The sequence below is a fragment of the Thiocapsa sp. C2-2m genome (genome assembly GCF_041903745.1).
Taxonomy (GTDB): Bacteria; Pseudomonadota; Gammaproteobacteria; order Chromatiales; family Chromatiaceae; genus Thiocapsa; species Thiocapsa roseilacustris.
The window spans coordinates 1-25,827 of sequence record NZ_JBBWVD010000018.1 but is presented as its reverse complement, the minus strand read 5'-3'; the positions used below and the strand labels follow the sequence as shown (position 1 = coordinate 25,827).

Here is a 25,827-nt window from a genome sequence, read left to right as displayed (position 1 = left end):
ATTCCGCACCCGATCGGCAAGAGCTGACGCACACCCCGCATGCCCTCCGGCGCTTCGAGCCGCTCGAAAGCAGCCAACCGGGAAATCCGGACCCCCTCAACCCGACGCGCCGCCCGAGGCCAATCGGACCCGAGCATGCGACCGGGCGGTTCGTGCGACCTTGGAGCCACTTCGCCCGGACCTGGCCCGTGCTGAAGTGGCTCCAATACCTCACCCAACGGACACGTCGCAACGAGATGGGCTTGATGGCCGGCCGGGTCAAAGCGCCCCGGCATGTGAGCCTGGTCGCACGCTTCTTCATCCACAGCGATCCCGTGGACCCGTTCAGCATCACCCGATTATCGATCAAGCTGTGTGATCCCGACCCGAGAAGCCTTCTCGACGATCCCGAAGACATCCATTCCATCGATCGGGACGAAGGTGATTCCCGTAAGAGCACCGATCGACACTTAGGCGATTTCCGGGAATGAGCATCCCGGCCGTGCATGCCTCCAATGGTTACCGGGCGACTAAAGCCGCCCCTACACACTCCCGACACACCCGCGCCGAGGTCGAACAGGGGTAGCGGCGACTTCAGTCGCCCCGAGATGCCCGCGCCGAGGCTTATGGGCGACTAAAGTCGCCCCTACACACTCCCGACATACCCGCGCCGAGGTCGAACAGGGTAGCGGCGACTTCAGTCGCCCCGAGATGCCCGCGCCGAGGCTTATGGGCGACTAAAGTCGCCCCAACAACCATCCCCATCACGGCACCCCTTAGGCGGTACACCGCATGCCGTTTCGCCTCCATCGCTGTGATCCAGTCAATCGCGGTGCAACCGCGCAAACGACCCGGAATGCCAACAGCCAACCCCCGGCTCGGAACCTCATGACTCGTTTCGACAGCGTCCAACGCGCCCTCCGCGAGAGCCCCCGCACCTGGCTCATCACCGGCGTGGCCGGTTTCATCGGCTCGAACCTGCTGGAGACGCTCCTTGAACTCGACCAAACCGTCGTCGGCCTCGACAACTTCGCCACCGGCCATCAGCACAACCTCGACGACGTCAAAACCCTGGTGACCCCCGCCCAATGGGACCGGTACCACTGCATCGAAGGCGACCTCCGCAACCTCGCCGACTGCCGCCAAGCCTGTGCCCGCGTCGACGACGTCCTGCACCAAGCCGCTCTCGCCCTACGCCGTCACCAAGGTCGTCAACGAGCTGTACGCCGACGTCTTCGCGCGCGCCTACGGTCTGGACAGCATCGGTCTGCGAGGTGATTTCCGGGAAAGCATCGACCAACGTGTAGGGGCGACTTGAGTCGCCCGGTAACCATTGGCAGCCTACACGGCCGGGATGCTCATTCCCGGAAATCGCCCGATACTTCAAGGTCTTCGGCCCACGGTAAGACCCCGAAGGCGCCTATGCTGCGGTCATCCCCAAATGGACCGCCGCGCTCGTCGCCGGCCAAGAGGTCTTCATCAACGGCGACGGCGAGACCAGCCGCGACTTCTGCTACATCGACAACGCCGTGCAAGCCAATCTCCTGGCCGCCACCGCGCCCGCCCCGGCAGCCGCCAACCAGGTCTACAACGTCGCCGTCGGCGAGCGCATCAACCCCGGCGACCGCGAGCACCGCCTGACCACCATCAAAAAGGTCACCAGCGGCTCCACGCCGGAGATCGCCGCCATCTTCGATGCCCTCTACCGCGAGATCATCACCGCCGGCACCCACCCGGCCAGCAGCATCCGCGTCGCCGAGGCCGCCAAGGTTATCGAGAACACCCAGCGCGATCTCAACATCGCCCTCATGAACGAGCTGGCGTTGATCTTCGACAAGCTCGGCATCGACACCCTGGAGGTTTTGGAAGCCGCCGGGAGCAAATGGAACTTCCTCCCCTTCCGCCCCGGCCTGGTCGGCGGACACTGCATCGGTGTGGACCCCTATTTTCTGACCCACAAGGCCGTCGCCATCGGCTACCACCTCGAGGTCATCCTCGCCGGGCGACGCATCAACGACCGCATGGGCGCGCATGTCGCCGAGACCGTGGCCAAACTCATGCTCCAAAACGGCATCGGTGTGTGCAACAGCCGCATCCTCGTCCTCGGCCTCGCCTTCAAGGAAAACTGCCCGGACCTGCGCAACCCCCGCGTCATCGACATCATCCTGCTGCCTCACTGTGCGTGGCGTTGTACAAGAGACTGCCGGAAAAGCCACAGGCGATGGCCGCGAAACAGCAACACCCGGGATCGACGAGGTGCAGTCGTCGTCCTCCGCTGCCCTGACGGCCGGCGGGGTCGAGATCAACTCCACGATCCCGGGAACCCCGCTGAACGTGCCTGGGCCGGACGAAACGAACAAGGCCGGCTCAAGCTCACGCCCACGCGGACCGAATAGCCTCGCGGTGTTCCCCTGGGCGTGAATCCGACCATCGGACGACCCGATCGATGACCGACGCCTCGCGCGACGACTACGACAGCCCCTGGAAAGAAGCGCTGGAGCGCTACTTCCCGGACTTTCTCGCGCTCCTGTTCCCGCGGATCCATCCCGCGCTTGGTGCGGCTGCTCTACGAACGCGGCTACGGCCGCGAGGACATCCTGGAGCTGTTTCGCGTCCTGGATTAGCTGCTGCGGTTGCCGGAGGGTTTGGAGCAGGAGTTCAAGAGCGAGCTGATCGCTTTCGAGGAGCAAGCGGCCCTCGGCCCGACTCGGAGCACTGAGCCGGGGTGTCGACCCGGGCACCGATCGCGTCGTCGGGTGAGGCTGCGCGAATCCGATCTACGGCGAGTATCTGCACACTCTCGGGAGCGTCGGAGCGAGTTGGCGGACCGAGCATCGAGCGCGAAGTCTGGATGAGGTGTTGCATCGATGTGCACACGCAGGCAAGCCGAAGGGGACGTCGCCCACTTCTGGTCCGATGTCGCATATCAAGACCTGACCCTTAGTCCTCGGCTTGGCCGATACGATGCCCTGCATATCGCCTCTGCGATAGCGGGCTGTGCGGACTGAGGTTCTGAGATTCTGGGGCAGGTGCTGGCGTTTTGGTTTTTCGAGCGATATGGCAAGAGCCAAGACGCGACATGCCAATGCCTCCTGATTCAGGATGGCCGGGTCGCTAGCGTCCCCCGGCGAAGCGCAGGCTTGATACAGTTCAGGCATGCATCTGCATCGGAGATCAATGCTATGGCTCTCACCATTGTCAACGAAGAAGTCGAGCGCCTGGCACGAGAGTTGGCGAGAGCGCGCTTTCCGTCTTGGAGACGTCGATCGTGCTCTATCGGCGCAAGGGCTCGGAGGCTGTCGCCGAGCTGGATGGGTTGCTGGCGGATCTCGGTATCGAGATCGTGGCCTTCGACGTGATTCAGATGCGCGCGGCACGCATGGCCTACGCGCGTTTCGGCAAGGGATCGCACCCTGCCTCGCTCAACCTCGGAGACTGCTGCTCGTACGCCCTGGCGAGCACTCGCAAACAACCCTTGCTCTACAAAGGCGACGACTTCCCTCGGACCGATCTCAGGGCTGTGGCAGATGTGTCCGCGCCTGATTGAGCTCGCGCAGGGCCGCACCGACGCTGCTTGATGAGCCTACACATGCGTCGCAACGTCTTGCGGGTCAGCCCCCACGAGTCCGATCCATAGCATCAACGGCAGTGCGCCCCGACGCTCAGCGTCACGAGCCAGAAGCCAGGGGAGAATCCGGGGCCAAGCCGAAAGTCTCAAGCGTCTGCTCGCGCATCGCTTCGGCCCATTGTCCGCAGGCGCGGAGCAGCGCATCGACACGGCGCCGGTCGCACAACCGGACGCTTGGCTCGACGGCATCTTCGATGTCGCCAGCCTCGATGACCTGATCTGAGACGACGTGGTGGGCCAGCAAGGTCTGGAGGGGAAGGGAGCGCGCTCCGGCACATCTACAGCGACCAGCCCGCCGAGCGGCTGCGTGAGCTGCTCGGGCTGATCGCCAAGGTCAGCCGCGACCCCACCGCGCTCGACATTCTGGAATCCCTGCTGCGCTACTATGTCCAAGGTACCGGCCGGCTCACTGAGCGACAGGTACGCACACTCCTCGAACAAACCCTCTCCGGAGAGCCCCTGATGGAGACCTTCATCGACAGGTACATTGCCCAAGGCGAGCAGCGGGGCGAGCAGCATGGCCGTGCCACCATTCTGCTGCGCCTGATCGAGCGCAAGTTCGGCCCACCGAGCGAGACGGTGCGCGAGCGGGTCACGCAGGCCAATCCCGAAGTACTCCTGGAATGGTCGGACCGGATCCTCGAGGCACAGACCTTGGACGAGTTACTGCATTGATGCGGTCACTCGGCCCGCCGAACAGGATGGCCGAGGGGCTGCTGACGGATGTTGCTGTTCCGGAGCCGATGTCCTGCTCGAATCCCCAAGAAAGATGTGCCGATGGATCAGGTGTTACAAGGGCGACCTGACCCCATGCCTCCCATTCTGCCGGTCGATACGGTCGACGGCCGGCTCTAGGCATCCGAATGCGATTGAGTCTGGTCGTCTACGCTGGACTTCGAGAACGCGAACAACCCCTACGATGAACATCGCCTGGCTATCCAGCAATGGCGGTCGTTGGCCTGCGCCATCGTGATCGCGGACTCGGCAATCCTCGCGAAAGCACAGGAGCTGTCATGACGCGGGTTTGGCCGATACGATGCCCTGCATGTCGCCTCTGCGATGGCGGGCGGTGCGGACCTGTTCGTCACGACGGACGACCGGCTCCTGAAGAAGATGTCGCCATCGGAGGCCCTAAAGGTAATCCCGCCCGGAGAGGCTCTCGCCATGTTGGAGCACTGGTATGACAACGGAAACTGAAATCCGCCTGCGGGGCATGCGAGCTCTCATTGACGCGCTCGGTTTGGTCGAAGCCGAGCGATTTGTGGTCTCCATCAACCGAGAAAGGTTCGATGACACGACGTGGCGCCAAACAGGCTTGCCCGATTTGAGCATCGAGCACATCGCTGCCCGCGCGAATCAACTGTCGGCTGAGCTCGACACGACATCAAGGGCCTGACGATCATCCTCGCCGGGCGACGCATCAACGACCGCATGAGCGCCCATGCGGCCGAAACCGTGGTCAAGCTCACGCGGGCAACCGGAAGGGGCCGTCGCCTCCTTGGTGCCTGATCTAGAAGCGGTTATCCAATGCTTAAGACCAACGAGAGTCACGCATGAAAGGTGAATTCACAGCGATTATCGAGTCTGCCCCGGAAGGCAGGGCAATCGCATCAGAGAATTAAGATATACTTTTAGACGTAGAATCATATTCCCGCCACAATACGCAGATTTTTATGCCGTATGTGGCTGCGACGATGGCGACACCGGAAACCGATTCTTCTCTACTTGGGCCACTTCAGCGCTCTGGAAGACCCGCGCGATACGCTGCGACGCCGGCACAACCTCCTCGACATGGTGATCATCGCGATCGCGGCGACGCTCGGCGGCGCCGACGGTTGGGTGGCCATCGCCCAGTTCGGCCGCTCGAAGGAAGCGTGGTTTCGACAATTCCTGGAGCTGCCCAACGGCATTCCGGCACACGACACCTTCGGGCGGGTGTTCGCACTGCTGGCGCCCGAGGCGTTCGAGGCGTGTTTCCGCGCCTGGGTCGCCTCGATCCGGACGGTCATCCCGGGGGAAATCATTGCCGTGGACGGCAAGACGCTGCGCCGTTCGCACAACCGGGCGAAGGGTTTGGCGGCATTGCATCTGGTCAGCGCGTGGGCGACCGCCAACCGGGTGGTGCTCGGGCAGATCGCCATCGAGGCCAAATCCAACGAGATCACCGCCATTCCTCAGTTGCTCGCGCTGCTGATGCTCAGGGGCGCCATCGTCACCATTGATGCAATGGGATGTCAGACGAAGATCGCCGAGCAGATCGTCGACCAAGGCGGGGACGATGTGCTGGCTTTGAAAGGCAACCCTGCCGCGTGCGCGAGACGCAGGCCCGCGAGAACCTCGCGGTGTTGCGCCATATCGCCATGTCGCGGCTGAAGAACGACAGCACCAAGCTTGGCATCCAGAACAAACGTCTGAAGGCGGGCCGGGACGAGCGATACTTGGAAAAGCTCCTTTTTGAGCGGCCACGGACTGCCGGGCAGAACGCTCAATCAGGTACTCCTAATATTAGCCGCGGTTGATGCGATTGCCCTGCCCCGTTACCGCCTGCTTTTGCGCGCAAGCGCTGAGCAGACACCGAAGGGATCGAAATCACGCCGGAGCGTTTCCGCCCACGACAGCGGCGACAAATTGCTCTACGGTCACGCCGTCCTGCAGCGCGAGCGACTACTTGCACAATCTCTCCGCGTGGGAGTGTCGCCGGGACGCTCCGCGTCCCTGCCGCCATGCCCACGCCCAACTCCGGCGGTGCCTGCAGGGCGGTGGGGTGTGGTGCTCTGCACGCATGCGGCGCAGACTTATCAGATCGATGCCTCGATCAAAGAGTAACCGGATATGCCTCGAATCGCGTTTTTTTCGGAATATCGATCTACATGTATATGGACGATCATGGCGTTCCTCACTGCCACGCCGTGTATGGAGACTACGCCGGATCATTCAGCCTCGATGATGGTGAGCGACTTGCAGGCCAGATGCCTCCGGCGCAGGCGAAAAAGATCAAAGCCTTCATTCTCGAGAACCATGCCGAGCTGCGGGAGAAGTGGGATGAGCTCACAGGTTGAAGCGCCTTTACCGCGCGCCAAGCAGGTTGCTCCGTTGCCGGGGTATCGTTTGCGTGTCTTGATGGGCGACGGTCGCGAGTGGACACTTGACCTCGATCCGCTGATCCAGCGCCGCGAGGCATACTGGCGTCTTCGCCAGGACCGCTATTTTCGGCAAGTCGGTCTCGATCCGCTCGGTGGCATCTGCTGGCCCGAGGGCGAGGATCTTGCCCCCGACGGCCTTGAACGCTATCGCTGCGATTGAAGCGCCATCCGGTCCCGCTCACCATCGCTGATGGGAGCGTTCGTGGACTTCGCGCTACTCGCTCCCACGCTCCGAGACTGTGCAAGTATTCCTGCGATGGGCCGAAAGACAGCATGGCGTAGGCCGGGGTGAGCTTGCGAACCCCGGCATTTCAACCGGTTGCAAATCCGCGGATGCCGGGGTTCGTTCCTCACCCCGGCCTACGGCGAATTCTTTCACAATCTCGGAAGGGTAGGGGCGACTTCAGTCGCCCCGGGAGGCCCGCGCCGAGGACGAATAGGGTAAGGCGACTTCAGTCGCCCCGAGGCGCCCGCGCCGAGGTCGAAAGAGAGGTAGGGGCGACTTCAGTCGCCACGACATGCCCGCGCCGAGGCTTATGGGCGACTGAAGTCGCCCCTACACGTGCCCACCGTCGCACCGCGAGCTCCGAATCTGGACCCACAACCCGAACCCCGACCGCCCATGGCCCAACGCCTCGCCCATCTCACCGACCCCGACACCCCCATCGCCATCATCGGTCTGGGCTACGTCGGTCTGCCGCTCGCCGTGGAGTTCGCCAAACACCGCCCGGTGATCGGTTTCGACATCAACCAAGCCCGCATCGCCGAGCTCACAGCCGGTCGCGACAGCACCCGCGAGATCAGTCCCGAAGACCTCGCCGCCGCCCGCCAGCTCACCTACACCGGCGACCTTGATGCCCTGCGCCCTTGCCGCACCTTCATCGTCACCGTGCCCACCCCGGTCGACGACTACAAGCGGCCCGATCTGACGCCCCTGATCAAGGCCTCCGAGACCGTCGGCAAGGTTCTCAAACCCGGCGACCTGGTCATCTACGAATCCACCGTCTATCCCGGCTGCACTGAGGACGACTGCGCGCCCGTGTTGGAGCGGCATTCCGGGTTTCGGTATCTCATGAACGAGCTCGCCCTCATCTTTAACAAGCTCGGCATCGACACCCTGGAGGTGCTGGAAGCCCGTAGGGTGCGGTGACGCAGGAACCGCGCCTGGTCTGACGCCAACGGTGGATCACGGTGCGGTTCGTCCCTCACCGCACCCTACGCCCTCACCCACAAAGCCGTCGCCATCGGCTACCACCCCGAGGTCATCCTCGCCGGGCGCCGCATCAACGACCGCTTGGGCGCCCATGTCGCCGAGACCGTGGTCAAGCGCATGCTCCAAAACGGCATCGGTGTCTGCAACAGCCGCATCCTCGTCCTCGGCCTCGCCTTCAAGGAAAACTGCCCGGACGTGCGCAACACCCGCGTCATCGACATCATCGAGGCATTGCGCGAATACACCATCGCCGTGGACTGCTACGACCCCTGGATCGACCGCGCGGAGGCCAAGCACGACTACGGCCTCGACTGCCTCGCCGAGCCCCCGGCCGACGGCACCTACGATGCCGTCATCCTCGCGGTTGTCCACCGGTGGTCGTGAACTGGTCGGTCCTTACCGGTTCGGTTCCCTGACGATCAAAGGGCTGGAGCGGCGTTTGGACGGCATTTTCGAGCCCGACGGGCACGATGGGCCGGTCTATGTGGTCGAATTTCAAGGTCAGCACTCGGACAAGGCTTGGTACAATCTGCTCACCAAGATCGGACTGTACGGCGAGGCGCATCCGCACCGGGATGTGATCGGCGTGGGGATCTTTCTGCGCGAGCAGGACCGTCCGCGCTTTCCGCGCTGGGCGAATCAGTCTCAAGCGCCGTTGCCGCAAGTCGCGCTCCGGCGCGTCCTGCCGGACTGGCTGGCGCGCGAGCCGGACAACCCCTATGTGGCGGTGTTCGCGCCGCTGCTGATCGCGGACGACGACGACTTGCGTGCGCGCGCACAGGGCTTGTGGCGCACCGTTCAAGAGGCGTCGCTGGCCCCGGAAATCCGTGAGATTCTGGGACAAGTGCTGGAGTTCTGGTTTTTCGAGCGATTTCGCGGCCTGACCGCGAAGGAGATCTGGGCGATGCTGAACTTGGTGACCCCGATTCAGGAGACGAAGGCGTGTCAATCGATCTATGCCGAGGGCAAGACCGAGGGCAAAGCCGAAACGCTCAAGCGTCTACTCACGCGTCGCTTCGGCCCATTGCCCGCAGGGGCGGAGCAGCGGATCGACACGGCGCCGGTCGCGCAACTGGACGCCTGGCTCGACGGGATCTTCGATGCCGCGAACCTGCAAGACCTGATCGGTCCGGCGTCCGGCTGAGGTGGGGGCCGGCGAGCAAGCCGGAGTGGCGACAACGCGGATGCAATAAGCTCAGTCCTCTCCATAGCCTGGAGCATGATTTCGTGGTACGTCCCCTATTTCCTATCCCCTATTTCCTACGACGAGCTGGCCATCCCGCTGCCTGAGGGCAGCGCCGAGGCTACTCAGGCTCAAATCGACCCGTACGTTACCAACACCGAACGACGAGCGAGGCCCCACGATGCGAGCATTGCGACAAATCTATGACAGCCTGCCGCCAACGATTGAAATCCCGGAGGATTTCGCGCCGTCGGCACGTTGAGGTGGTCTTTTTGGAGCTCGATGCAAGCGAAGGCTCGGGCGTTGCCGAGAGTGATGACTGGCCGGCGGGCCTGTATGAGCGCACGGCCGGCGCTTGGCAGGGCGAGTTGTTCCGTGAGTCTCAGGGCGAGTACGAGCAACGCCTGGAGATGGAGTGATGTGGCTCCCGGACACGAATGTCTGGATTGCTTATTTGAATCCGAAACCGTCAGCGGTCAAGCAGGCGATGCGGGCGCATCCGGCATCGGCGATCTATCTCTGCGATATCGTGAAGGCCGAACTCTTCTTCGGCGTCTACAAGAGTCAGCGCATGGCGGCGAATCTGGCTGTGCTGGAAGATTTGTTTCAGCATTTTAATTCCGTTCCGTTCGATGGCATGGCGGCGCGTGAGTCTGGCCAAATTCGCGCTGAGCTTCAGCGAGCTGGTACGCCAATCGGCCCTTATGATCTTCAGATCGCCGCGATTGCCCTCGCCCATCGTTTCACCCTCATGACACACAATATCGATGAATTTAAGCGCGTTAGGGGATTGCGATACGAGGACTGGGAAGCGGGCATTGTTTGATCTGCAATCCTTGCCTCCCGCATGATGGTCACAAAGAAGAAGGCACTTCGCCGCCTGCTGCCCAAGAACACCTTCGCTCGCGGCGTGAGTGTGCTGGTCGGCGGCACGGCCGGCGCCCAGGTGCTTGCATCTTAGCCGCGCCGCTGCTGACGCGCCTTTACAGTCCGGAAGACTTCGGCCTGATGGCGGTCTATGGCAGCCCTGGCCAACCACCGAGCCCGCAGCGTGTCTTTCCGTGGCAAAAAACCCCGAAAGAGCTCAGCCACGGAAGCACACGGAAAGACACGGAAAAGAGATAAAACGTTAAGCTAGAGCTAGGGAACTAGGGAAAAGCGAGGGAAATCGTTCGGCCACATGAAGACACCCAAGACATCCAAGGCACAGCGGCGCGACCCCACGCACGACAGCGGCTACAAACTGCTCTACGGTCACGCCGCCATGGTGCGCGACCTGCTGCGCGGCTTCGTGCCCGGCCCCTGGGTGCAAGCGCTCGACCTGGGGACCCTGGAGCGCTGCAGCGGAAGCTATGTGACCGACGACCTACGCGACCGCGCCGACGACATCGTCTGGCGCCTGCGCTGGGGCCCCGACTGGCTCTACGTCTACCTGCTGCTGGAATTCCAATCCACCGTCGATTCCTGGATGGCGGTGCGGATTCAGACCTACCTCGGGCTGCTCTACCAGGATCTCATACGCGCCGGGACCCTGAGTGCCGCAGGACGTCTGCCGCCCGTTCTGCCCGTGGTGCTCTACAATGGTGTCACGCCTTGGCGTGCTGCCGACACACTCGAGCCGCTCATCGAACCGGCGCCGCCGGTGCTCGCGCGCTATCGCCCGCGACAGGCTTACCTGCTGCTCGACGAGCAGCGCATCGCCAACGCCGGACCCCTGCCCGAGCGCAACCTCAGTGCGGCCCTGTTTCGGCTCGAGGCCAGCCGCGGGGCGGACGAGGCGATGGGCATCGTGCACGCCTTGCTCGACTGGCTCAAGGCGCCGGAACAGACCGGTCTGCGCCGTGACTTCGCGGTCTGGTTCGGTCGCGTCTTCCTGCCCAAGCGGCTGCCCGGCGTGCACCTGCCACCCCTTGGCGAACTCAGCGAGGTGTATCACATGCTGGCGGAGAATCTGGAAACCTGGACCGATCAGTGGAAACGAGAAGGCTTGGAACAAGGCTTGGAACAAGGCTTGGAACAAGGTCGGGAGGCAACCCGCCACCTCCTGATCCGTCAGGTGCGACGCCGATTTGGTCCAACGGTCGCCGAGCAGACACAACCGTTGCTTGCGCGCATCGTCGACCTCCGGATGTTGGAAGACCTCGGCGACCAACTGCTCATCAGTCCGGACGGAAACCATTGGTTGCAGGCCGTGCGGAGCATGAGTGCCGGAGACGAACACTAGGGCGAATACCGGAAACCCTCATACCAACGGCGTAGGTTGTGCCGAGCCGCGCGAGGCACAACCAACCGTCGGCGCAAGTTGTGCATCCTATCGTCAGCACAACCTACGGGTATGGAAGTTTGCGGAAATCACCTAGGTTGATGAACTGGTTCCCAAGCTCCGAGACAGTGCAAGTATTCCCCAACCGTGTCGACCGAGGCGCCGGGATGTCGGGTTACGCTGCGCTAACCCGACCTACGGCGAATACCTGCACAGTCTCAGAGCCCGGGAGCGAGTGGAACGAGGGAGCCTTCCCCCGCGATGCCCTGAGCCTTTCAGACATCCATCAGATCCTCTTCAACGCAGGCAGCAAGATCGGACAGCCCGACCGATGACCGACGCCTCGCGCGACGACTATGACAGCCCCTGGAAAGAAGCGCTGGAGCGCTACTTCCCGGACTTTCTCGCGCTCCTGTTCCCGCGGATCCATACTGCGATCGACTGGTCGAAAGGCCATGAATTTCTCGACAAGGAGCTGCAGCAGGTCGTCCGCGATGCCGAGTCGGGCCGGCGCCATGCCGACAAGCTGGCCAGAGTCTATACGCACGAGGGCGCCGAGACCTGGGTGTTGGTCCATGTCGAGGTCCAGGGCGATCCCGAGGCCGGTTTTGCCGAGCGGATGTACGTCTACAATGACCGCATCTTCGACTTCGAGGAGGTCTTCGGCGCCGGCCCTCGGCCCGACTCGGAACACTGAGCCGGGGTGCCGACCGAGGTGCCGATCGCCTCGGGTCAGGCGCCGGCATTGCGGTCCCGGAGAACGAACAGCTCCGCGTCGCGAGCCCCGACCCCGGGCCCATGCCGCATCAAACGACCCGCACACGCCGAGAGAGAATGATCTGACGCGGGCTGGCGCAAACCGCGCAATCGTTCTAGCATCCCGCCGATACCCGTGGCCATAGGGCAGATTGCCATCACCGATGATCAAGACCAAGAGCACGACCGGGAGTGGGCCATGACCGACAACATCGAAAGCCTCGTACTCGAGAACCTGCGCGCGATTCGTGCAACACTGGACAAACACACCGAGCGCTTCTCCCGAATCGATTCGCGCATCAGCAACTTGGAGCTGACGGTTGCCGGTATGCGGCGTGATCTGGCGCACATGTATGGCGAAATCGTCGAGCAGCACGCGCACACCGATCAACTCGTCGCCCGAATCGAACGCATCGAGCGTCGTTTGGAATTGCAGGACGGCTGAACATTTCGCGGACTGACCGTGCAGGAGATCCGGGCGATGCTGAACGTCGTAACCCCGATTCAAGAGACGAAGGCGTATCAGTCGACTTGAATCCCCCCGAGACAATATAGTAGGGGCGACTTCAGTCGCCCCGAGACGTCCGTGCCGAGGTTTATGGGCGACTGAAGTCGCCCCTACACTCCCGCGACGTCTGGCCCGCGGTCGAGATCAACTCCACGATCCCGGGAACCCCGCTGAACGTGCCTAGGCCGGAGGAAACGAACAAGGCCGGCTCAAGCTCACTCCCACGCGGACCGAATAGCCTCGCGGTGTTCCCCGGGGCGTGAGTCCGACCATCGGACAGCCCGACCGATGACCGATGCCTCGCGCGACGACTATGACAGCCCCTGGAAAGAAGCGCTGGAGCGCTACTTCCCGGACTTTCTCGCGCTCCTGTTCCCGCGGATCCATCCTGCGATCGACTGGTCGAAAGGCCATGAATTTCTCGACAAGGAGCTTCAGCAGGTCGTCCGCGATGCCGAGTCGGGCCGGCGCCATGCCGACAAGCTCGCCAGAGTCTATACGCACGAGGGCGCCGAGACCTGGGTGCTGGTCCATGTCGAGGTCCAGGGTGATCCCGAGGCCGGTTTTGCCGAGCGGATGTACGTCTACAATGACCGCATCTTCGACAATGCTCTACGAACGCGTCTACGGCCGCGAGGACATCCTGGAGCTGTTTCGCGTCCTGGATTGGCTGTTGCAGTTGCCGGAGGGTTTGGAGCGTGAATTCAAGCGCGAGCTGATCGCTTTCGAGGAGCAAGCCAACATGCCCTACATCACCAGTATCGAACGCCTAAGTCACCAGGAAGGTCACCAGGAAGGCCAAGCCACCATGCTCTTGAGCCTGCTCGCCGTCAAATTCGGTCCCCTCGGCGAAGCGGATCGCCGGCGCGTGCTCGACGCCGATGCGCAGACCCTCATGGAATGGTCCACACGCCTGCTGAGCGCACGCACCCTCGAGGAGGTCTTCGGTGCCGGCCCTCGGCCCGACTCGGCACACTGAGCCGGGGTCTCGGCCGAGACGCCGATCGCGTCGGGTGAGACGCTCCGGCAGTGCGGTCTCGGAGGTCCCTTCGAACTCACGCCCGACCCACATCCCTGTCGCCCGGACGACGCCGTCCCGCTTGCCGCAGCGCCCCCGACCCGTTACTCTACCGCAGCCGTACAACGCCTGAACAAATCGCCCCGACGCTCCGCGTCGCGAACCCGACGCCCGACGCCAGCGGTCGCACCCCCGGCACCCCGCGACCCACACCGCCATGACCGACGAGCTTCAATACCGTGTTCTGAAGTACATGGAGGCGCACCCCGACGCCACCCAACGCGATCTGGCGAAGGCGCTCGGCGTCAGTCTGGGCAGCATCAACTTCTGCGTGCGCGCCCTCATCGGGCAAGGCTGGGTGAAGGTCCAGAATTTCCGCAGGAGCGACAACAAGCTCGCCTACGCCTACCTGCTGACCCCGCAGGGCGTCGAGGCCAAGGCCCGGATCACCGCGCGCTTCCTGCAGCGCAAACGCGCCGAGTACGAAGCCCTCAAGGCCGAGATCGCCCAACTCGCCGCCGAGGTCGCATCCCACCCCAAAGGGTAGCGGCGACTTCAGTCGCCCCGCGACAAAACGGTAGCGGCGACTTCAGTCGTCCCAACATGCCCGCGCCGAGGACGAATAGGGTAAGGCGACTTCAGTATTCGCCGTAGGTCGGCGTCGACCTTCGGACGTTGGAAGACCTTGGCGACCAACTGCTCATCAGTCCCGACGGAGAGGATTGGTTACGCGCGGTACGGCACATGAGTGTTGGCGAGGAACACTGATTTTAACTGGTTCACAAGCTCCGCTTGAGAATCCGGAACTGGAAGCCGTGCTTCCCGAGAGCAGACACGCAAAGCAGAGCGCGTTCTCGCTCCCACGCTCCGCGATCGTGCAAGTATTCCCCAACGGTGTCGACCGAGGCGCCGATCGCGTCGGTCGGGTTAGGTGCGCCGGCACCGTCGCCGTTGAGAAAGAACAGGTTGGCGCGCACCGTCACCCGACATGCGGCGCCGGGATGTCGGGTTACGCTGCGCTAACCCGACCTACGGCGAATACCTGCACAGTCTCAGAGCGTAGGAGCCAGTTGGCACGAAGAGGGTAGGGGCGACTTCAGTCGCCCCGAGATACTCGCGCCGAGGCTTATGGGCGACTGAAGTCGCCCCTACACTTGCCCACCGTCGCACCGCGAGCCCCGAATCCGGACCCACAACCCGAACCCCGACCGCCCATGGCCCAACACCTCGCCCATCTCACCGACCCCGACACCCCCATCGCCATCGTCGGCCTGGGCTACGTCGGTCTGCCGCTCGCCGTGGAGTTCGCCAAACACCGCCCCGTGGTCGGCTTCGACATCAACCAAACCCGCATCGCCGAACTCAAAGCAGGTCGCGACACCACCCGCGAGACCAGCCCCGAAGACCTCGCCGCCGCCCGACACCTGACCTATACCGACGACCTCGACGCCCTGCGCCCCTGCCGCATCTTCATCGTCACCGTGCCCACCCCGGTCGACGACTACAAGCGGCCCGATCTGACGCCCCAGGCCTCCGAGACCGTCGGCAAGGTCCTCAAGCCCGGCGACCTGGTCATCTACGAATCAACCGTCTACCCCGGCTGCACCGAGCAAGACTGCGCCCCCGTCCTGGAGCGCTGCTCCGGCTTGAAGTACTTCGCGTCCGCGCCCCCGCAAGGCGCCACTCACCACTCACCACTTCTTCCTCGGCTACTCCCCCGAGCGCATCAACCCCGGCGACAGAGAGCACCGCCTCACCACCATCAAAAAGGTCACCAGCGGCTCCACCCCCGAGATCGCCGCCATCGTCGATGCCCTCTACACCGCGATCATCACCGCCGGCACCCACCCCGCCAGCAGCATCCGCGTCGCCGAAGCCGCCAAGGTCATCGAGAACACCCAGCGCGATCTCAACATCGCCCTCATGAACGAGCTGGCGCTGATCTTCGACAAGCTCGGCATCGACACCCTGGAGGTCTTGGAAGCCGCCGGGAGCAAATGGAACTTCCTCCCCTTCCGCCCCGGCCTGGTCGGCGGACACTGCATCGGTGTGGACCCCTATTATCTGACCCACAAGGCCGTCGCCATCGGCTACCACCCCGAGGTCATCCTCGCCGGGCGACGCATCAACGACCGCATGGGCGCCCATGTCGCCGAGACCGTGGTCAAGCGCATGCTCCAAAGCGGCATCGGTGTGTGCAACAGCCGCATCCTCGTCCTCGGCCTCGCCTTCAAGGAAAACTGCCCGGACCTGCGCAACACCCGTGTCATCGACATCATCCTGGCCCTGCGCGAATACACCATCGCGGTGGACTGCTACGACCCCTGGATCGACCGCGCCGAGGCCAAGCACGAATACGGCCTCGACTGTCTGCCCGAGCCTCCGGCCGAAGGCACCTACGATGCCGTCATCCTCGCCGTCGCCCACCGCGACTTCGTCGAGACGGGCGTGACCGGGATCCGCCGCTGGGCCAAACCCAAGGCGATCCTCTACGACGTGAAGTCCGTCCTGCCGGTCGATACGGTCGACGGGCGCCTCTAAAGCACAAGGATCAAGTCCCTCAATGCCGGTGCTGTCGATTTTTTCGGTATCATCGTGCGCATGTGGCACGACGACCATCCGCCACCGCACATCCATGTCGAATACCAGGGATTCGAAGCCCTCGTCGACATTCAGACCGGCAGCGTGTCGAAGGGAAAACTGCCGCGCAAAGTGGCCGCCATTGTCGGCGATTGGTGTCATGATCATCGGCAAGAACTGCTGGATAACTGGGATCGTGCCCAGCGATTCGAGCCACTCGAGCAGATCCAAGGGGCAGATCGTGATTAAGCTCAACGAAGCACAGTATCTCGGTGACGGACGCATCGCATTGGTCTTTTCCGATGGCAGTCAGGGCATCTTCGATGTGAGGGCGTACTGCGCCGCCCGGCGTGGTCCCCTACTCCAACCTCTGGAATCGGAAGCCTACGTCAAGCGTTTCATCATCGATGCCGGTGCATTGGGGTGGCCCAACGGGCTGGAGCTTTCGCCCGAGCGCCTCTATGAGCTCAGTCGACAAGATGTCGCTGCGTAGCTCGACCGAACGGGTATGACAACGGAAACTGAAATCCGCCTGCGGGGCATGCGAGCTCTCATTGACGCGCTCGGTTTGGTCGAAGCCGAGCGATTTGTGTTCTCCATCAACCGAGAAAGGTTCGATGACACGACGTGGCGCCAAACAGGCTTGCCCGATTCGAGCATCGAGCACATCGCAGCCCGCGCGAACCAACTGTCGGCTGAGCTCGACACGACGCCAAGGGCCTGACGATCATCCTCGCCGGGCGACGCATCAACGACCGCATGAGCGCCCATGTGGCCGAAGCCGTGGTCACGCTCACGCGGGCGACCGGAAGGGGCCGTCGCCTATTTGGTGCCTGATCTAGAAGCGGTTATTCAATGCTTAAGACCAACGAGAGTCACGCATGAAAGGTGAATTCACAGCGATTATCGAGCCTGCCCCGGAAGGTGGATTTTGGGCGATCTGCCCGGAGATACCGGGCGCAAATGGACAAGGAGAGACGCTTGAGGAAACCAAGGAGAGTCTGCGACAGGCGATCGAAATGATCCTCGACGACCGTACCTCGGACATTCTGCGTGGCCTTCCGAATGATGCCATTCGCGACACGGTCGCCATTGGATGAAACGCCTTTTCCTGGAGAGGAAGTTGAGAATCGCCGGCTGCTACTTGAAACGAGAGGGGGCATCGCATGCGCTGTGGGTCAATCCAGCGAACGGTAGAACCGAAGCCGTGCCTCGGCATACCGACATCAAAGAGCCCTTGGCACGAAAGATCCTCAAAAGCCTAGGTGCGGAGTGAGCCATTTCGTTCGACGTCGTGGACTCTCTCGCGGAGCGCTTTTCTCGGAGGCCAGTGGACCATGCGTACGAATGGTCGGGAACTGATTTCTCCGAATTCTCGATGGCGCAGGCCATGCTCTATGGCCTGACCTGGTCTGTGTTGCGGTGACGTAGGTTGTGCCGAGCCGTGCGAGGCACAACCAACCGTCGGTGGGAGTTGTGCTTCCTATCGTCAGCACAACCTACCGAACTGAAATCCGCCTGCGGGGCATGCGAGCTCTCATTGACGCGCTCGGTTTGGTCGAAGCCGAGCGATTTGTGGTCTCCATCAACCGAGAAAGGTTCGATGACACGACGTGGCGCCAAAAAGGCTTGCCCGATTTGAGCATCGAGCAAATCGCTGCCCGCGCGAACCAACTGTCGGCTGAGCTCGACACGACGCCAAGGGCCTGACGATCATCACCGCCGGCACCCACCCGGCCAGCAGCATCCGCGTCGCCGAGGCCGCCAAGGTCATCGAGAACACCCAGCGCGATCTCAACATCGCCCTCATGAACGAGCTGGCCCTGATCTTCGACAAGCTCGGCATCGACACCCTGGAGGTGCTGGAAGCCGCCGGCAGCAAATGGAACTTCCTCCCCTTCCGCCCCGGCCTGGTCGGCGGACACTGCATCGGTGTGGACCCCTATTACCTGACCCACAAGGCCGTCGCCATCGGCTACCACCCCGAGGTCATCCTCGCCGGGCGACGCATCAACGACCGTATGGGCGCCCATGTCGCCGAGACCGTCGTCAAGCGCATGCTCCAAAACGGCATCGGTGTCTGCAACAGCCGCATCCTCGTCCTCGGCCTCGCCTTCAAGGAAAACTGCCCGGACGTGCGCAACACCCGCGTCATCGACATCATCGAGGCATTGCGCGAATACACCATCGCCGTTGACTGCTATGACCCCTGGATCGACCGCGCCGAGGCCAAGCACGACTACGGCCTCGACTGCCTCGCCGAGCCCCCGGCCGAAGGCACCTACGATGCCGTCATCCTCGCCGTCGCCCACCGCGACTTCGTCGAGACGGGCGTGACCGGGATCCGCCGCTGGGCCAAACCCAAGGCAATCCTCTACGACGTGAAATCCGTTCTGCCGGTCGATGCTGTCGACGGTCGTCTCTGAGTGCAAAGGCCGGATCGACACCGTAGGTCGGGTTAGCGCAGCGCAACACGAAGATCACCAACCGAGCGTCCCGATGAAGACCGACCACCCGATCTACCTCTTTCTCTCCGCCGGCGCCGAAGCCTTCCGCGTGCTCACCGGTGGTCGTGAACTGGTCGGTCCTTACCGGTTCTGTTCCCTGACGATCAAAGGGCTGGAACGGCGTTTGGACGGCATTTTCGAGCCCGACGGGCACGATGGGCCGGTTTATGTGGTCGAATTCCAAGGTCAGCACTCGGACAAGGCTTGGTACAATCTGCTGACCAAGATCGGACTGTACGGCGAGGCGCATCCGCACCGGGATGTGATCGGCGTGGGGATCTTTCTGCGCGAGCAGGACCGTCCGCGCTTCCCGCGCTGGGCGAACCACGCCCAGGCGCCGTTGCTGCAAGTCGCGCTCCGGCGCGTCCTGCCGGACTGGCTGGCGCGCGAGCCGGACAACCCCTATGTGGCGGTGTTTGCGCCGCTGCTGATCGCGGACGATGACGACTTGCGTGCCCGCGCACAGGGCTTGTGGCGCACCGTTCAAGAGGCGTCGCTGGCCCCGGAGATCCGTGAGATTCTGGGGCAAGTGCTGGAATTTTGGTTTTTCGAGCGATTTCGCGGACTGACCGCGAAGGAGATCTGGGCGATGCTGAACTTGGTGACCCCGATTCAGGAGACGAAGGCGTATCAATCGATCTATGCCGAGGGCAAAGCCGATGGCAAGGCCGAGGGCAAGGCCGACAGTCTCAAGCGCCTGCTTGCGCGTCGCTTCGGCCCATTGCCCGCGGGGGCAGAGCAGCGGATCGACACGGCGCCGGTCGCGCAACTGGACGCCTGGCTCGACGGCATCTTCGATGCCGCCAGCCTCGAGGACCTGATCGGAGACGACGCGGGGTAAGCCCCGAGGCATCGGCGATTCACATGCCGTAGGCTGTTGCTGTCCATACCCCGACCGGGATGCCCCCAATCAAAGCGATCTCCCCTCCCGCGCGAGGGAGGGGTCGGGGGAGAGGCGCAAATCAGACTGGAACTCGCTCCCACGCTCCGAGACTGTGCAAGTATTCCCCGACGGTGTCGACCGAGGCGCCGATCGCGTCGGTCGGGTTAGGTGCGCCGGCACCGTGGCCTTTGAGAAAGAACAGGTTGGCGCGCACCGTCACCCGACATGCGGCGCCGGGATGTCGGGTTACGCCGCGCTAACCCGACCTACGGCGAATACCTGCACAGTCTCAGAGCGTGGGGAGCGAGTTGGTGTGGAGGGAACGCGGTCACGAGGAGCGCGGTGGTGCGAGAGAACAGCGAGGGAAATCGTTCAGCCCGATGAAGACACCGAAGACATCCAAGTCACAGCCGCGCGACCCCACCCACGACAGCGGCTACAAACTGCTCTACAGCCACGCTGCCATGGTGCGCGACCTGTTGCGCGGCTTCGTGCCCGGCCCCTGGGTGCAAGCGCTCGACCTGGGGACCCTGGAGCGCTGCAGCGGAAGCTATGTGACCGACGACCTGCGTGATCGCGCCGACGACATCGTCTGGCGCCTGCGCTGGGGCCCCGACTGGCTCTACGTCTACCTGCTGCTGGAGTTCCAATCCACCGTCGATTCCTGGATGGCCGTGCGTATCCAGACCTACCTCGGGCTGCTCTACCAGGATCTCATCCGCGCCGGGACCCTGAGTGCCGCAGGGCGCCTGCCCCCGGTTCTCCCCGTGGTGCTCTACAATGGTGTCACGCCCTGGCGCGCTGCCGAGACGCTGGAGCCGCTCATCGAGCCGGCGCCGCCGGTGCTTGAGCGCTATCGCCCGCGACAGGCTTACCTGTTGCTTGACGAACAGCGACTCGCCACCGCCGGTTCCCTGCCCGAGCGCAACCTCAATGCGGCCCTGTTTCGGCTCGAGGCCAGCCACGGGGCGGACGAGGCGATGGGCATCGTGCACGCCTTGCTCGACTGGCTCAAGGCGCCGGAACAGACCGGTCTGCGCCGTGACTTCGCGGTCTGGTTCGGTCGCGTCTTCCTGCCCAAGCGACTGCCCGGCGTGCACCTGCCACCCCTTGGCGATCTCAGCGAGGTGTATCACATGTTGGCCGAGAATCTGGAAACCTGGACCGATCAGTGGAAACGAGAAGGTATTGAGCAAGGTATTGAGCAAGGTCGCGAAGCAACCCGCCACATTCTGGTGCGTCTGGTACGCCGTCGTTTTGGATTGACGGTCGCCGAGCAGACCGAACCGTTGCTGGCGCGCATCGTCGACCTTCGGACGTTGGAAGACCTTGGCGACCAACTGCTCATCAGTCCCGACGGAGAGGATTGGTTACGCGCGGTACGGCACATGAGTGTTGGCGAGGAACACTGATTTTAACTGGTTCACAAGCTCCGCTTGAGAATCCGGAACTGGAAGCCGTGCTTCCCGAGAGCAGACACGCAAAGCAGAGCGCGTTCTCGCTCCCACGCTCCGCGATCGTGCAAGTAGGCTCTTTATGTGTTTCGGACAGGTCCCGGCAGAGGGCTAAGTACTGCACGGCACGTGCCCGCAAAGAGTCGTGAAGAAGACAGGCAGCGCACGCGGGGTTGGCCGCCACGGGGCTTGTTGGTGTAGGATCCGCGGCGTTTCGATACCCCGACCGAGCGGATGCGTGCATGATGCTGAACATTCAGAACCTGATCGACGATGCGAAGTGCTACGACACCATCCGCGAGCTGCGCTGGCCGGAGGGGGTGCGCTGCGTGCATTGCCACTCGGCAGCCGTCACCAAGCAGGGTCGCGACACCACGCAGCCGGAGCGCCGAAAATACCTCTGCAAGGACTGCGGACGCTGGTTCGACGATCTGAGCGAGACGATTTTCGCGCGACACCATCAGCCGCTGCGCACCTGGGTGCTGTGTTTGTACTTCATGGGCTTGAACCTGTCCAACCGGCAGATCGGCATTGAGCTGGACCTGAACAAGGACGACGCCCAACGCATGACCCGGCAGCTGCGCGAGGGCATCGAGGCGAAGCAGCCGCCGCCGCTCCTCACGGGCGAAGTGGAGGCCGACGAGGTGTACGTCGTCGCCGGTCACAAGGGACATCCGGAAGCGGTAAAAAAAAGCAACGCAAGGGGCGGCGTCGCCGCCTGAAGGGAGCCCGCGGGCGGGGGACCCTGGCGAAAGAGAAGCCGCCGATTTTCGGGATCATCCAGCGCGGTGGCGAGGTGGTGATGTGGATGCTGGAGAACGACCGACAGACGACGATCGAGCCGCTGATCCGCGGCGCCGTGGCCCCGGGAACGCGGTTCTTCACCGACGAATACGACATCGACGCCCGCTTGCCGGCGTGGGGCTACGATCATCACAGCGTCTGTCACAGTCGCGGCGAGTCTGCGCGCGACGATGACGGAGACGGTTTCCATGAGGTCCACGTCAACACCATGGAAGGGGTCCGGTCGTTGCTGCGGTCGTGGTTGCGGCCCCACCGCGGCATTTCGCAGGAGAGCTTGCCCGTGTACCTGAGCTTCTTTCAGTTCGTCCACAATGCTCGTGTCCGAGGCAAGGGCCTGCTGAACTCACTGCTGGCGGCGCTCCTAGGCTAACTGTCCGAAACACATAAAGAGCCGTCCCCCTTTTCCGTGTCCTTCCGTGTGTTTCCGTGGCAAAAGAAAGCCCGAAAGAGTTCAGCCACGGAAACACACCGAAAGCAATGGAAATATTCCGTGTTCTTCCGTGGCAACAGACTCCAGAGTCCGAACATGCAAATCGAAGCCATCTATAACGAAGGCCGGATCGAGTTGACCAAACCTCTGCATCTGCGCCACTCGCGTGTCAGGGTGCTCGTGGAAGTGCCGGACGAGGAAGTCATCGCTCCGCCCGTTGCGCCCGATCCGATCGATAGCGATCCCATGGATCAGGATGACCTCCTGACCGAGATCAGGCAGATCCTCGGCCCCCTTGACCGCCGGCGACTGGCCGCGAGTCCGGCGGACGACAAGCACGCCTTGATCGACAGCCTCGCGGAAAAGCACGCGCGATGAAGAACCTCGTCTTCGACGTCAATGTCATTCTGGATCTCTGGCTCGCGCGCCGCCCCGAAGCCGACTTGCAGCGGATCGCGGCCCTCATGCGCGCTGGGCGACGGGGTAACAGCCAAGGCTGGGTCGTCAGCTCCAGCCTGCATGTGCTGGAGTACCCCAAATCGTCGCAGCGGCGACCCAACTCCAGGGGCCGACGGCCATCCTCACCAACGACAAACGGTTCGATATCGGCGGCACCGCCCTGAGCCAGCTCAAGCCCACGGAGGCATGGGTTTGGCTTGAAGAACCGGCGACTCAGGATGCTTTGGACTTCGTCGACCTCAAGACTCAGCAGGACAGACTGCGCCCGCAACTCGAGCGCAACCTCCACCGCGTCCTCCACCACGGCCAATACATCCTTGGCCCCGAGGTCCGCGAGCTGGAATCACGCCTGCAAGCCTATACCGGCGCCACACACTGCATCACCGTCGCCAGCGGCACCGAGGCGCTTCTGATCAGCCTCATGGCGCTCGGCATCGGACCCGGCGACGAGGTCATCACCACGCCCTTTACCTTCGTGGCGACCGTCGAGGTCATCGTCCTGCTCGGCGCCACGCCCGTGTTCGTCGACATCGAGCCCGAGACCTGCAATATCGACGCGACCCTGATCGAGGCGAAGATCACGGATAGAACCAAGGCCATCATGCCCGTGAGCCTTTACGGCCAACCGGCGGACATGGATGCCATCAACGCCATCGCGGCCCGCCACGGCAACATCTCGGTCATCGAAGACGCAGCGCAGAGCTTCGGCGCCGAGTACCGGGGGAAGAAGAGCTGTCATCTGAGCACCATCGGCTGCACCAGCTTCTTCCCGAGCAAGCCATTGGGCTGTTATGGCGACGGCGGGGCCATCTTCACCAGCGACGACGCCCTCGCCCAAGCCTGTCGCGAGATCCGCGTCCACGGCCAAAGCAAGCGCTATGTGCATACCCGTATCGGCGTCGGCGGACGCATGGATACCCTCCAGTGCGCAGTCATCCTCGCCAAGCTCGACCGCTTCGATCAAGACATCGCCCGACGCCAGGCCGTCGCGCGTCGTTATCAGGAGTCATTGTCTTTAGCCACGGAAGCACACGGAAAAACACGCAAAGAACAAATAGAAGAAAATTTCCGTGTCCTTCCGTGTGATTCCGTGGCAAAAAATCCCCAACCTCTACCCTGGCCAACCCCCGACCGCACCAGCGTCTTTGCCCAGTACAGCATCCTGGTCGATGGCCGCGAGGCATTGCAGGCCCAGCTCACGGCCGCCGGCATTCCGACGGCCGTGCACTATCCGATCCCGCTCAATGAGCAACCCGCCTATGCCCACCTCTGTTGTCCCGACTGCACACCAGTGGCTCGGAACATTGCCCGTCAGGTCATGAGCCTGCCGATGCACGCAGACCTGAGCGAAGCCGAGCAACGCCGCATCGTCAGCAGCCTGTCGGAGGCGATCGAGTCGCCACGGATACTCACGGATGGACACGGATGAAAAAATGCCCCGCGCATCCGTGTCGATCCCCGGCAGCAACCGTCTTTCCGGGCAAGAAATTAGCCACGGAACGACACGGAACCACACGGAATTCTTGTATTATTTCCGTGCCCTTCCGTGCCCTTCCGTGCCCTTCCGTGCCCTTCCGTGCCAAAAAATAAGACATTGAACATCCGTGTTCATCCGTGTCAATCCGTGGCCAATCTACTTACCGTGAAGTTCCCTGTTCTTCCGAGGGCAAGGCCGAAAGCCTCAAGCGTCTGCTCACGCGCCGCTACGGTCCCTTGGCCGCCCGAGCCGAGCAGCGCATCGACGCCGCGCCGGTTGCGCAACTGGACCCCTGGCTCGACGGGATCTTCGATACCGCGAACGTGGAAGACCTGATCGGTCCTGATGATGCGTGTGCCGGCGAGCAAGCCGGAGTGGCGACACCGCGGATGCAATAAGCTCAGTCCTCTCCAAAGCCTGGAGCATGATTTCGTGGTACGTCCCCTATTTCCTCCTCCAAAACAGCATCGGTGTGTGCAACAGCCGCATCCTCGTCCTCGGCCTCGCCTTCAAGGAAAACTGCCCGGACGTGCGCAACACCCGCGTCATCGACATCATCGAGGCATTGCGCGAATACACCATCGCCGTGGACTGCTACGACCCCTGGATCGACCGCGCGGAGGCCAAGCACGACTACGGCCTCGACTGCCTCGCCGAGCCCCCGGCCGAAGGCACCTACGATGCCGTCATCCTCGCCGTCGCCCACCGCGACTTCGTCGAGACGGGCGTGACCGGGATCCGCCGCTGGGCCAAGCCCAAGGCGATCCTCTACGACGTGAAATCCGTCCTGCCGGTCGATACGGTCGACGGTCGTCTCTGAGTGCAAAGGCCGGGTCGACACCGTAGGTCGGGTTAGCGCAGCGCAACACGAAGATCACCAACCGAGCTTCCCGATGAAGACCGACCACCCGATCTACCTCTTTCTCTCCGCCGGCGCCGAAGCCTTCCGCGTGCTCACCGGTGGTCGTGAACTGGTCGGTCCTTACCGGTTCTGTTCCCTGACGATCAAAGGGCTGGAACGGCGTTTGGACGGCATTTTCGAGCCCGACGGGCACGATGGGCCGGTTTATGTGGTCGAATTCCAAGGTCAGCACTCGGACAAGGCTTGGTACAATCTGCTGACCAAGATCGGACTGTACGGCGAGGCGCATCCGCACCGGGATGTGATCGGCGTGGGGATCTTTCTGCGCGAGCAGGACCGTCCGCGCTTCCCGCGCTGGGCGAACCACGCCCAGGCGCCGTTGCTGCAAGTCGCGCTCCGGCGCGTCCTGCCGGACTGGCTGGCGCGCGAGCCGGACAACCCCTATGTGGCGGTGTTTGCGCCGCTGCTGATCGCGGACGATGACGACTTGCGTGCCCGCGCACAGGGCTTGTGGCGCACCGTTCAAGATGCGTCGCTTGCCCCGGAGATCCGTGAGATTCTGGGGCAAGTGCTGGAATTTTGGTTTTTCGAGCGATTTCGCGGCCTGACCGCGAAGGAGATCTGGGCGATGCTGAACTTAGTGACGCCGATACAGGAGACGAAGGCGTATCAATCGATCT

Annotated in this window: 36 protein-coding genes and 5 pseudogenes; all 41 read left to right on the top strand. The window is 63.0% G+C overall.

Annotated features, from left to right (window positions below):
- Positions 1–245: 245 nt before the first annotated feature.
- On the top strand, positions 246–470 hold the full coding sequence (locus AADX97_RS15105) for a hypothetical protein (RefSeq protein ID WP_374234526.1): 225 nt from the start codon (positions 246–248) through the stop codon (positions 468–470).
- Positions 471–771: 301 nt separating this feature from the next.
- Positions 772–1,113: pseudogene (locus tag AADX97_RS15100) on the top strand (NAD-dependent epimerase/dehydratase family protein); the annotation flags it as partial.
- 16 nt (positions 1,114–1,129) lie between these two features.
- Positions 1,130–1,297, top strand: a complete 168-nt coding sequence (locus tag AADX97_RS15095) for a hypothetical protein (RefSeq protein ID WP_374234527.1) — start codon at positions 1,130–1,132, stop codon at positions 1,295–1,297.
- Between the two features lie 115 nt (positions 1,298–1,412).
- Positions 1,413–1,517, top strand: a pseudogene (locus AADX97_RS15090) (NAD-dependent epimerase/dehydratase family protein); the annotation flags it as partial.
- Between the two features lie 66 nt (positions 1,518–1,583).
- Positions 1,584–2,144: pseudogene (locus AADX97_RS15085) on the top strand (nucleotide sugar dehydrogenase); the annotation flags it as partial.
- A gap of 995 nt (positions 2,145–3,139) precedes the next feature.
- Positions 3,140–3,526, top strand: coding sequence for a type II toxin-antitoxin system VapC family toxin (locus tag AADX97_RS15080; RefSeq protein WP_374239062.1), 387 nt, complete (start codon positions 3,140–3,142; stop codon positions 3,524–3,526).
- An 82-nt stretch (positions 3,527–3,608) separates the two neighbouring features.
- Positions 3,609–3,830 carry a DUF4351 domain-containing protein gene (locus AADX97_RS15075; protein WP_374239061.1) on the top strand — a complete coding sequence of 74 codons (222 nt, stop codon included), beginning with the start codon at positions 3,609–3,611 and terminating at the stop codon, positions 3,828–3,830.
- Positions 3,831–4,069: 239 nt separating this feature from the next.
- The gene (locus AADX97_RS15070; RefSeq protein ID WP_374234528.1) at positions 4,070–4,282 is read left to right on the top strand and encodes a DUF4351 domain-containing protein; all 213 of its coding nucleotides are present in this window, start codon (positions 4,070–4,072) and stop codon (positions 4,280–4,282) included.
- A 505-nt stretch (positions 4,283–4,787) separates the two neighbouring features.
- Positions 4,788–5,003 carry a hypothetical protein gene (locus AADX97_RS15065; RefSeq protein WP_374234529.1) on the top strand — a complete coding sequence of 72 codons (216 nt, stop codon included), beginning with the start codon at positions 4,788–4,790 and terminating at the stop codon, positions 5,001–5,003.
- Positions 5,004–5,332: 329 nt separating this feature from the next.
- Entirely contained in the window at positions 5,333–5,980 is a 648-nt protein-coding gene (locus AADX97_RS15060; protein WP_374234530.1) for an ISAs1 family transposase, read from the top strand.
- A gap of 350 nt (positions 5,981–6,330) precedes the next feature.
- The gene (locus AADX97_RS15055; RefSeq protein WP_374234532.1) at positions 6,331–6,666 is read left to right on the top strand and encodes a DUF4160 domain-containing protein; all 336 of its coding nucleotides are present in this window, start codon (positions 6,331–6,333) and stop codon (positions 6,664–6,666) included.
- A complete protein-coding gene (locus AADX97_RS15050; RefSeq protein WP_374234533.1) occupies positions 6,650–6,910 on the top strand; it encodes a DUF2442 domain-containing protein in 261 nt (86 codons plus the stop codon). Before AADX97_RS15055 ends, AADX97_RS15050 begins: the two co-directional genes overlap by 17 nt.
- Positions 6,911–7,372: 462 nt before the next feature.
- Positions 7,373–7,900 carry an NAD(P)-binding domain-containing protein gene (locus AADX97_RS15045; protein ID WP_374234534.1) on the top strand — a complete coding sequence of 176 codons (528 nt, stop codon included), beginning with the start codon at positions 7,373–7,375 and terminating at the stop codon, positions 7,898–7,900.
- Positions 7,901–8,044: 144 nt separating this feature from the next.
- Entirely contained in the window at positions 8,045–8,347 is a 303-nt protein-coding gene (locus tag AADX97_RS15040; RefSeq protein WP_374234535.1) for a UDP binding domain-containing protein, read from the top strand.
- Positions 8,310–9,107 (top strand): DUF2887 domain-containing protein, encoded by a 798-nt coding sequence (locus tag AADX97_RS15035; RefSeq protein WP_374234536.1) that lies wholly within the window; start codon positions 8,310–8,312, stop codon positions 9,105–9,107. Before AADX97_RS15040 ends, AADX97_RS15035 begins: the two co-directional genes overlap by 38 nt.
- A gap of 311 nt (positions 9,108–9,418) precedes the next feature.
- Positions 9,419–9,565, top strand: a complete 147-nt coding sequence (locus AADX97_RS15030) for a hypothetical protein (protein ID WP_374234537.1) — start codon at positions 9,419–9,421, stop codon at positions 9,563–9,565.
- The gene (locus AADX97_RS15025) at positions 9,565–9,972 is read left to right on the top strand and encodes a type II toxin-antitoxin system VapC family toxin (RefSeq protein WP_374234538.1); all 408 of its coding nucleotides are present in this window, start codon (positions 9,565–9,567) and stop codon (positions 9,970–9,972) included. The genes AADX97_RS15030 and AADX97_RS15025 overlap by 1 nt, the downstream gene beginning before the upstream one ends.
- Before the next feature lie 354 nt (positions 9,973–10,326).
- On the top strand, positions 10,327–11,370 hold the full coding sequence (locus AADX97_RS15020) for an Rpn family recombination-promoting nuclease/putative transposase (protein WP_374234540.1): 1,044 nt from the start codon (positions 10,327–10,329) through the stop codon (positions 11,368–11,370).
- 370 nt (positions 11,371–11,740) lie between these two features.
- Positions 11,741–12,106: a hypothetical protein gene (locus AADX97_RS15015; RefSeq protein ID WP_374234541.1), complete on the top strand. Its 366-nt coding sequence runs from the start codon at positions 11,741–11,743 to the stop codon at positions 12,104–12,106.
- Between the two features lie 258 nt (positions 12,107–12,364).
- Complete coding sequence (locus AADX97_RS15010; protein WP_374234542.1) at positions 12,365–12,610, top strand: hypothetical protein; 246 nt, start codon at positions 12,365–12,367, stop codon at positions 12,608–12,610.
- Between the two features lie 351 nt (positions 12,611–12,961).
- Positions 12,962–13,375: a hypothetical protein gene (locus AADX97_RS15005; protein ID WP_374234543.1), complete on the top strand. Its 414-nt coding sequence runs from the start codon at positions 12,962–12,964 to the stop codon at positions 13,373–13,375.
- Entirely contained in the window at positions 13,347–13,652 is a 306-nt protein-coding gene (locus tag AADX97_RS15000) for a DUF4351 domain-containing protein (RefSeq protein WP_374234544.1), read from the top strand. The genes AADX97_RS15005 and AADX97_RS15000 overlap by 29 nt, the downstream gene beginning before the upstream one ends.
- A 256-nt stretch (positions 13,653–13,908) precedes the next feature.
- Positions 13,909–14,238 (top strand): MarR family EPS-associated transcriptional regulator, encoded by a 330-nt coding sequence (locus AADX97_RS14995; RefSeq protein ID WP_374234545.1) that lies wholly within the window; start codon positions 13,909–13,911, stop codon positions 14,236–14,238.
- 667 nt (positions 14,239–14,905) lie between these two features.
- Positions 14,906–16,232, top strand: a pseudogene (locus tag AADX97_RS14990) (nucleotide sugar dehydrogenase).
- Positions 16,233–16,292: 60 nt separating this feature from the next.
- Positions 16,293–16,520 (top strand): DUF4160 domain-containing protein, encoded by a 228-nt coding sequence (locus tag AADX97_RS14985; RefSeq protein WP_300971363.1) that lies wholly within the window; start codon positions 16,293–16,295, stop codon positions 16,518–16,520.
- A complete protein-coding gene (locus AADX97_RS14980) occupies positions 16,513–16,764 on the top strand; it encodes a DUF2442 domain-containing protein (RefSeq protein ID WP_213462759.1) in 252 nt (83 codons plus the stop codon). The genes AADX97_RS14985 and AADX97_RS14980 overlap by 8 nt, the downstream gene beginning before the upstream one ends.
- A gap of 15 nt (positions 16,765–16,779) precedes the next feature.
- Positions 16,780–16,995 carry a hypothetical protein gene (locus AADX97_RS14975; RefSeq protein WP_374234546.1) on the top strand — a complete coding sequence of 72 codons (216 nt, stop codon included), beginning with the start codon at positions 16,780–16,782 and terminating at the stop codon, positions 16,993–16,995.
- Between the two features lie 157 nt (positions 16,996–17,152).
- Complete coding sequence (locus tag AADX97_RS14970) at positions 17,153–17,371, top strand: type II toxin-antitoxin system HicB family antitoxin (RefSeq protein WP_093186502.1); 219 nt, start codon at positions 17,153–17,155, stop codon at positions 17,369–17,371.
- On the top strand, positions 17,368–17,547 hold the full coding sequence (locus tag AADX97_RS14965; RefSeq protein WP_374234547.1) for a type II toxin-antitoxin system HicA family toxin: 180 nt from the start codon (positions 17,368–17,370) through the stop codon (positions 17,545–17,547). The genes AADX97_RS14970 and AADX97_RS14965 overlap by 4 nt, the downstream gene beginning before the upstream one ends.
- Before the next feature lie 200 nt (positions 17,548–17,747).
- On the top strand, positions 17,748–17,981 hold the full coding sequence (locus AADX97_RS14960; protein WP_374234548.1) for a hypothetical protein: 234 nt from the start codon (positions 17,748–17,750) through the stop codon (positions 17,979–17,981).
- Between the two features lie 2 nt (positions 17,982–17,983).
- Positions 17,984–18,697 (top strand): annotated as a pseudogene (locus tag AADX97_RS14955) (nucleotide sugar dehydrogenase); the annotation flags it as partial.
- Between the two features lie 73 nt (positions 18,698–18,770).
- Positions 18,771–19,619 (top strand): DUF2887 domain-containing protein, encoded by an 849-nt coding sequence (locus tag AADX97_RS14950; RefSeq protein ID WP_374239304.1) that lies wholly within the window; start codon positions 18,771–18,773, stop codon positions 19,617–19,619.
- A 422-nt stretch (positions 19,620–20,041) separates the two neighbouring features.
- Positions 20,042–21,073: an Rpn family recombination-promoting nuclease/putative transposase gene (locus tag AADX97_RS14945; RefSeq protein WP_374237372.1), complete on the top strand. Its 1,032-nt coding sequence runs from the start codon at positions 20,042–20,044 to the stop codon at positions 21,071–21,073.
- A 284-nt stretch (positions 21,074–21,357) separates the two neighbouring features.
- Entirely contained in the window at positions 21,358–21,837 is a 480-nt protein-coding gene (locus AADX97_RS14940; RefSeq protein ID WP_374237373.1) for a transposase, read from the top strand.
- Positions 21,834–22,289, top strand: a complete 456-nt coding sequence (locus tag AADX97_RS14935) for a transposase (RefSeq protein WP_374237378.1) — start codon at positions 21,834–21,836, stop codon at positions 22,287–22,289. The genes AADX97_RS14940 and AADX97_RS14935 overlap by 4 nt, the downstream gene beginning before the upstream one ends.
- A gap of 156 nt (positions 22,290–22,445) precedes the next feature.
- Positions 22,446–22,727 (top strand): hypothetical protein, encoded by a 282-nt coding sequence (locus AADX97_RS14930; protein WP_374237374.1) that lies wholly within the window; start codon positions 22,446–22,448, stop codon positions 22,725–22,727.
- Positions 22,724–22,972 carry a hypothetical protein gene (locus AADX97_RS14925; protein ID WP_374237375.1) on the top strand — a complete coding sequence of 83 codons (249 nt, stop codon included), beginning with the start codon at positions 22,724–22,726 and terminating at the stop codon, positions 22,970–22,972. Before AADX97_RS14930 ends, AADX97_RS14925 begins: the two co-directional genes overlap by 4 nt.
- 59 nt (positions 22,973–23,031) lie before the next feature.
- A complete protein-coding gene (locus AADX97_RS14920; protein ID WP_374237376.1) occupies positions 23,032–24,237 on the top strand; it encodes a DegT/DnrJ/EryC1/StrS family aminotransferase in 1,206 nt (401 codons plus the stop codon).
- A gap of 185 nt (positions 24,238–24,422) precedes the next feature.
- Positions 24,423–24,683, top strand: a complete 261-nt coding sequence (locus AADX97_RS14915) for a DUF4351 domain-containing protein (RefSeq protein ID WP_374237377.1) — start codon at positions 24,423–24,425, stop codon at positions 24,681–24,683.
- A 26-nt stretch (positions 24,684–24,709) separates the two neighbouring features.
- Positions 24,710–25,105 (top strand): UDP binding domain-containing protein, encoded by a 396-nt coding sequence (locus AADX97_RS14910; RefSeq protein ID WP_374239303.1) that lies wholly within the window; start codon positions 24,710–24,712, stop codon positions 25,103–25,105.
- A 73-nt stretch (positions 25,106–25,178) separates the two neighbouring features.
- The coding region (locus AADX97_RS14905) for an Rpn family recombination-promoting nuclease/putative transposase (protein ID WP_374239302.1) at positions 25,179–25,827 on the top strand (649 nt) is incomplete at its 3' end.

Excerpts from the sequence above, each read along its gene's own strand:
- AADX97_RS14940 (WP_374237373.1), top strand. The coding sequence starts at position 21,358 with ATGATGCTGAACATTCAGAACCTGATCGACGATGCGAAGTGCTACGAC.
- AADX97_RS15005 (WP_374234543.1), top strand. The coding sequence starts at position 12,962 with ATGACCGATGCCTCGCGCGACGACTATGACAGCCCCTGGAAAGAAGCG.
- AADX97_RS15010 (WP_374234542.1), top strand. The coding sequence starts at position 12,365 with ATGACCGACAACATCGAAAGCCTCGTACTCGAGAACCTGCGCGCGATT.
- AADX97_RS14910 (WP_374239303.1), top strand. The coding sequence starts at position 24,710 with ATGATTTCGTGGTACGTCCCCTATTTCCTCCTCCAAAACAGCATCGGT.
- AADX97_RS14925 (WP_374237375.1), top strand. The coding sequence starts at position 22,724 with ATGAAGAACCTCGTCTTCGACGTCAATGTCATTCTGGATCTCTGGCTC.
- AADX97_RS14945 (WP_374237372.1), top strand. The coding sequence starts at position 20,042 with ATGAAGACACCGAAGACATCCAAGTCACAGCCGCGCGACCCCACCCAC.
- AADX97_RS15050 (WP_374234533.1), top strand. The coding sequence starts at position 6,650 with ATGAGCTCACAGGTTGAAGCGCCTTTACCGCGCGCCAAGCAGGTTGCT.
- AADX97_RS14975 (WP_374234546.1), top strand. The coding sequence starts at position 16,780 with ATGACAACGGAAACTGAAATCCGCCTGCGGGGCATGCGAGCTCTCATT.
- AADX97_RS14995 (WP_374234545.1), top strand. The coding sequence starts at position 13,909 with ATGACCGACGAGCTTCAATACCGTGTTCTGAAGTACATGGAGGCGCAC.
- AADX97_RS14950 (WP_374239304.1), top strand. The coding sequence starts at position 18,771 with ATGAAGACCGACCACCCGATCTACCTCTTTCTCTCCGCCGGCGCCGAA.
- AADX97_RS15015 (WP_374234541.1), top strand. The coding sequence starts at position 11,741 with ATGACCGACGCCTCGCGCGACGACTATGACAGCCCCTGGAAAGAAGCG.
- AADX97_RS14985 (WP_300971363.1), top strand. The coding sequence starts at position 16,293 with ATGTGGCACGACGACCATCCGCCACCGCACATCCATGTCGAATACCAG.
- AADX97_RS15055 (WP_374234532.1), top strand. The coding sequence starts at position 6,331 with ATGCCCACGCCCAACTCCGGCGGTGCCTGCAGGGCGGTGGGGTGTGGT.
- AADX97_RS15045 (WP_374234534.1), top strand. The coding sequence starts at position 7,373 with ATGGCCCAACGCCTCGCCCATCTCACCGACCCCGACACCCCCATCGCC.
- AADX97_RS14930 (WP_374237374.1), top strand. The coding sequence starts at position 22,446 with ATGCAAATCGAAGCCATCTATAACGAAGGCCGGATCGAGTTGACCAAA.
- AADX97_RS14965 (WP_374234547.1), top strand. The coding sequence starts at position 17,368 with ATGAAACGCCTTTTCCTGGAGAGGAAGTTGAGAATCGCCGGCTGCTAC.
- AADX97_RS15105 (WP_374234526.1), top strand. The coding sequence starts at position 246 with ATGGCCGGCCGGGTCAAAGCGCCCCGGCATGTGAGCCTGGTCGCACGC.
- AADX97_RS15070 (WP_374234528.1), top strand. The coding sequence starts at position 4,070 with ATGGAGACCTTCATCGACAGGTACATTGCCCAAGGCGAGCAGCGGGGC.
- AADX97_RS15035 (WP_374234536.1), top strand. The coding sequence starts at position 8,310 with ATGCCGTCATCCTCGCGGTTGTCCACCGGTGGTCGTGAACTGGTCGGT.
- AADX97_RS15025 (WP_374234538.1), top strand. The coding sequence starts at position 9,565 with ATGTGGCTCCCGGACACGAATGTCTGGATTGCTTATTTGAATCCGAAA.
- AADX97_RS15065 (WP_374234529.1), top strand. The coding sequence starts at position 4,788 with ATGACAACGGAAACTGAAATCCGCCTGCGGGGCATGCGAGCTCTCATT.
- AADX97_RS15020 (WP_374234540.1), top strand. The coding sequence starts at position 10,327 with ATGAAGACACCCAAGACATCCAAGGCACAGCGGCGCGACCCCACGCAC.
- AADX97_RS14970 (WP_093186502.1), top strand. The coding sequence starts at position 17,153 with ATGAAAGGTGAATTCACAGCGATTATCGAGCCTGCCCCGGAAGGTGGA.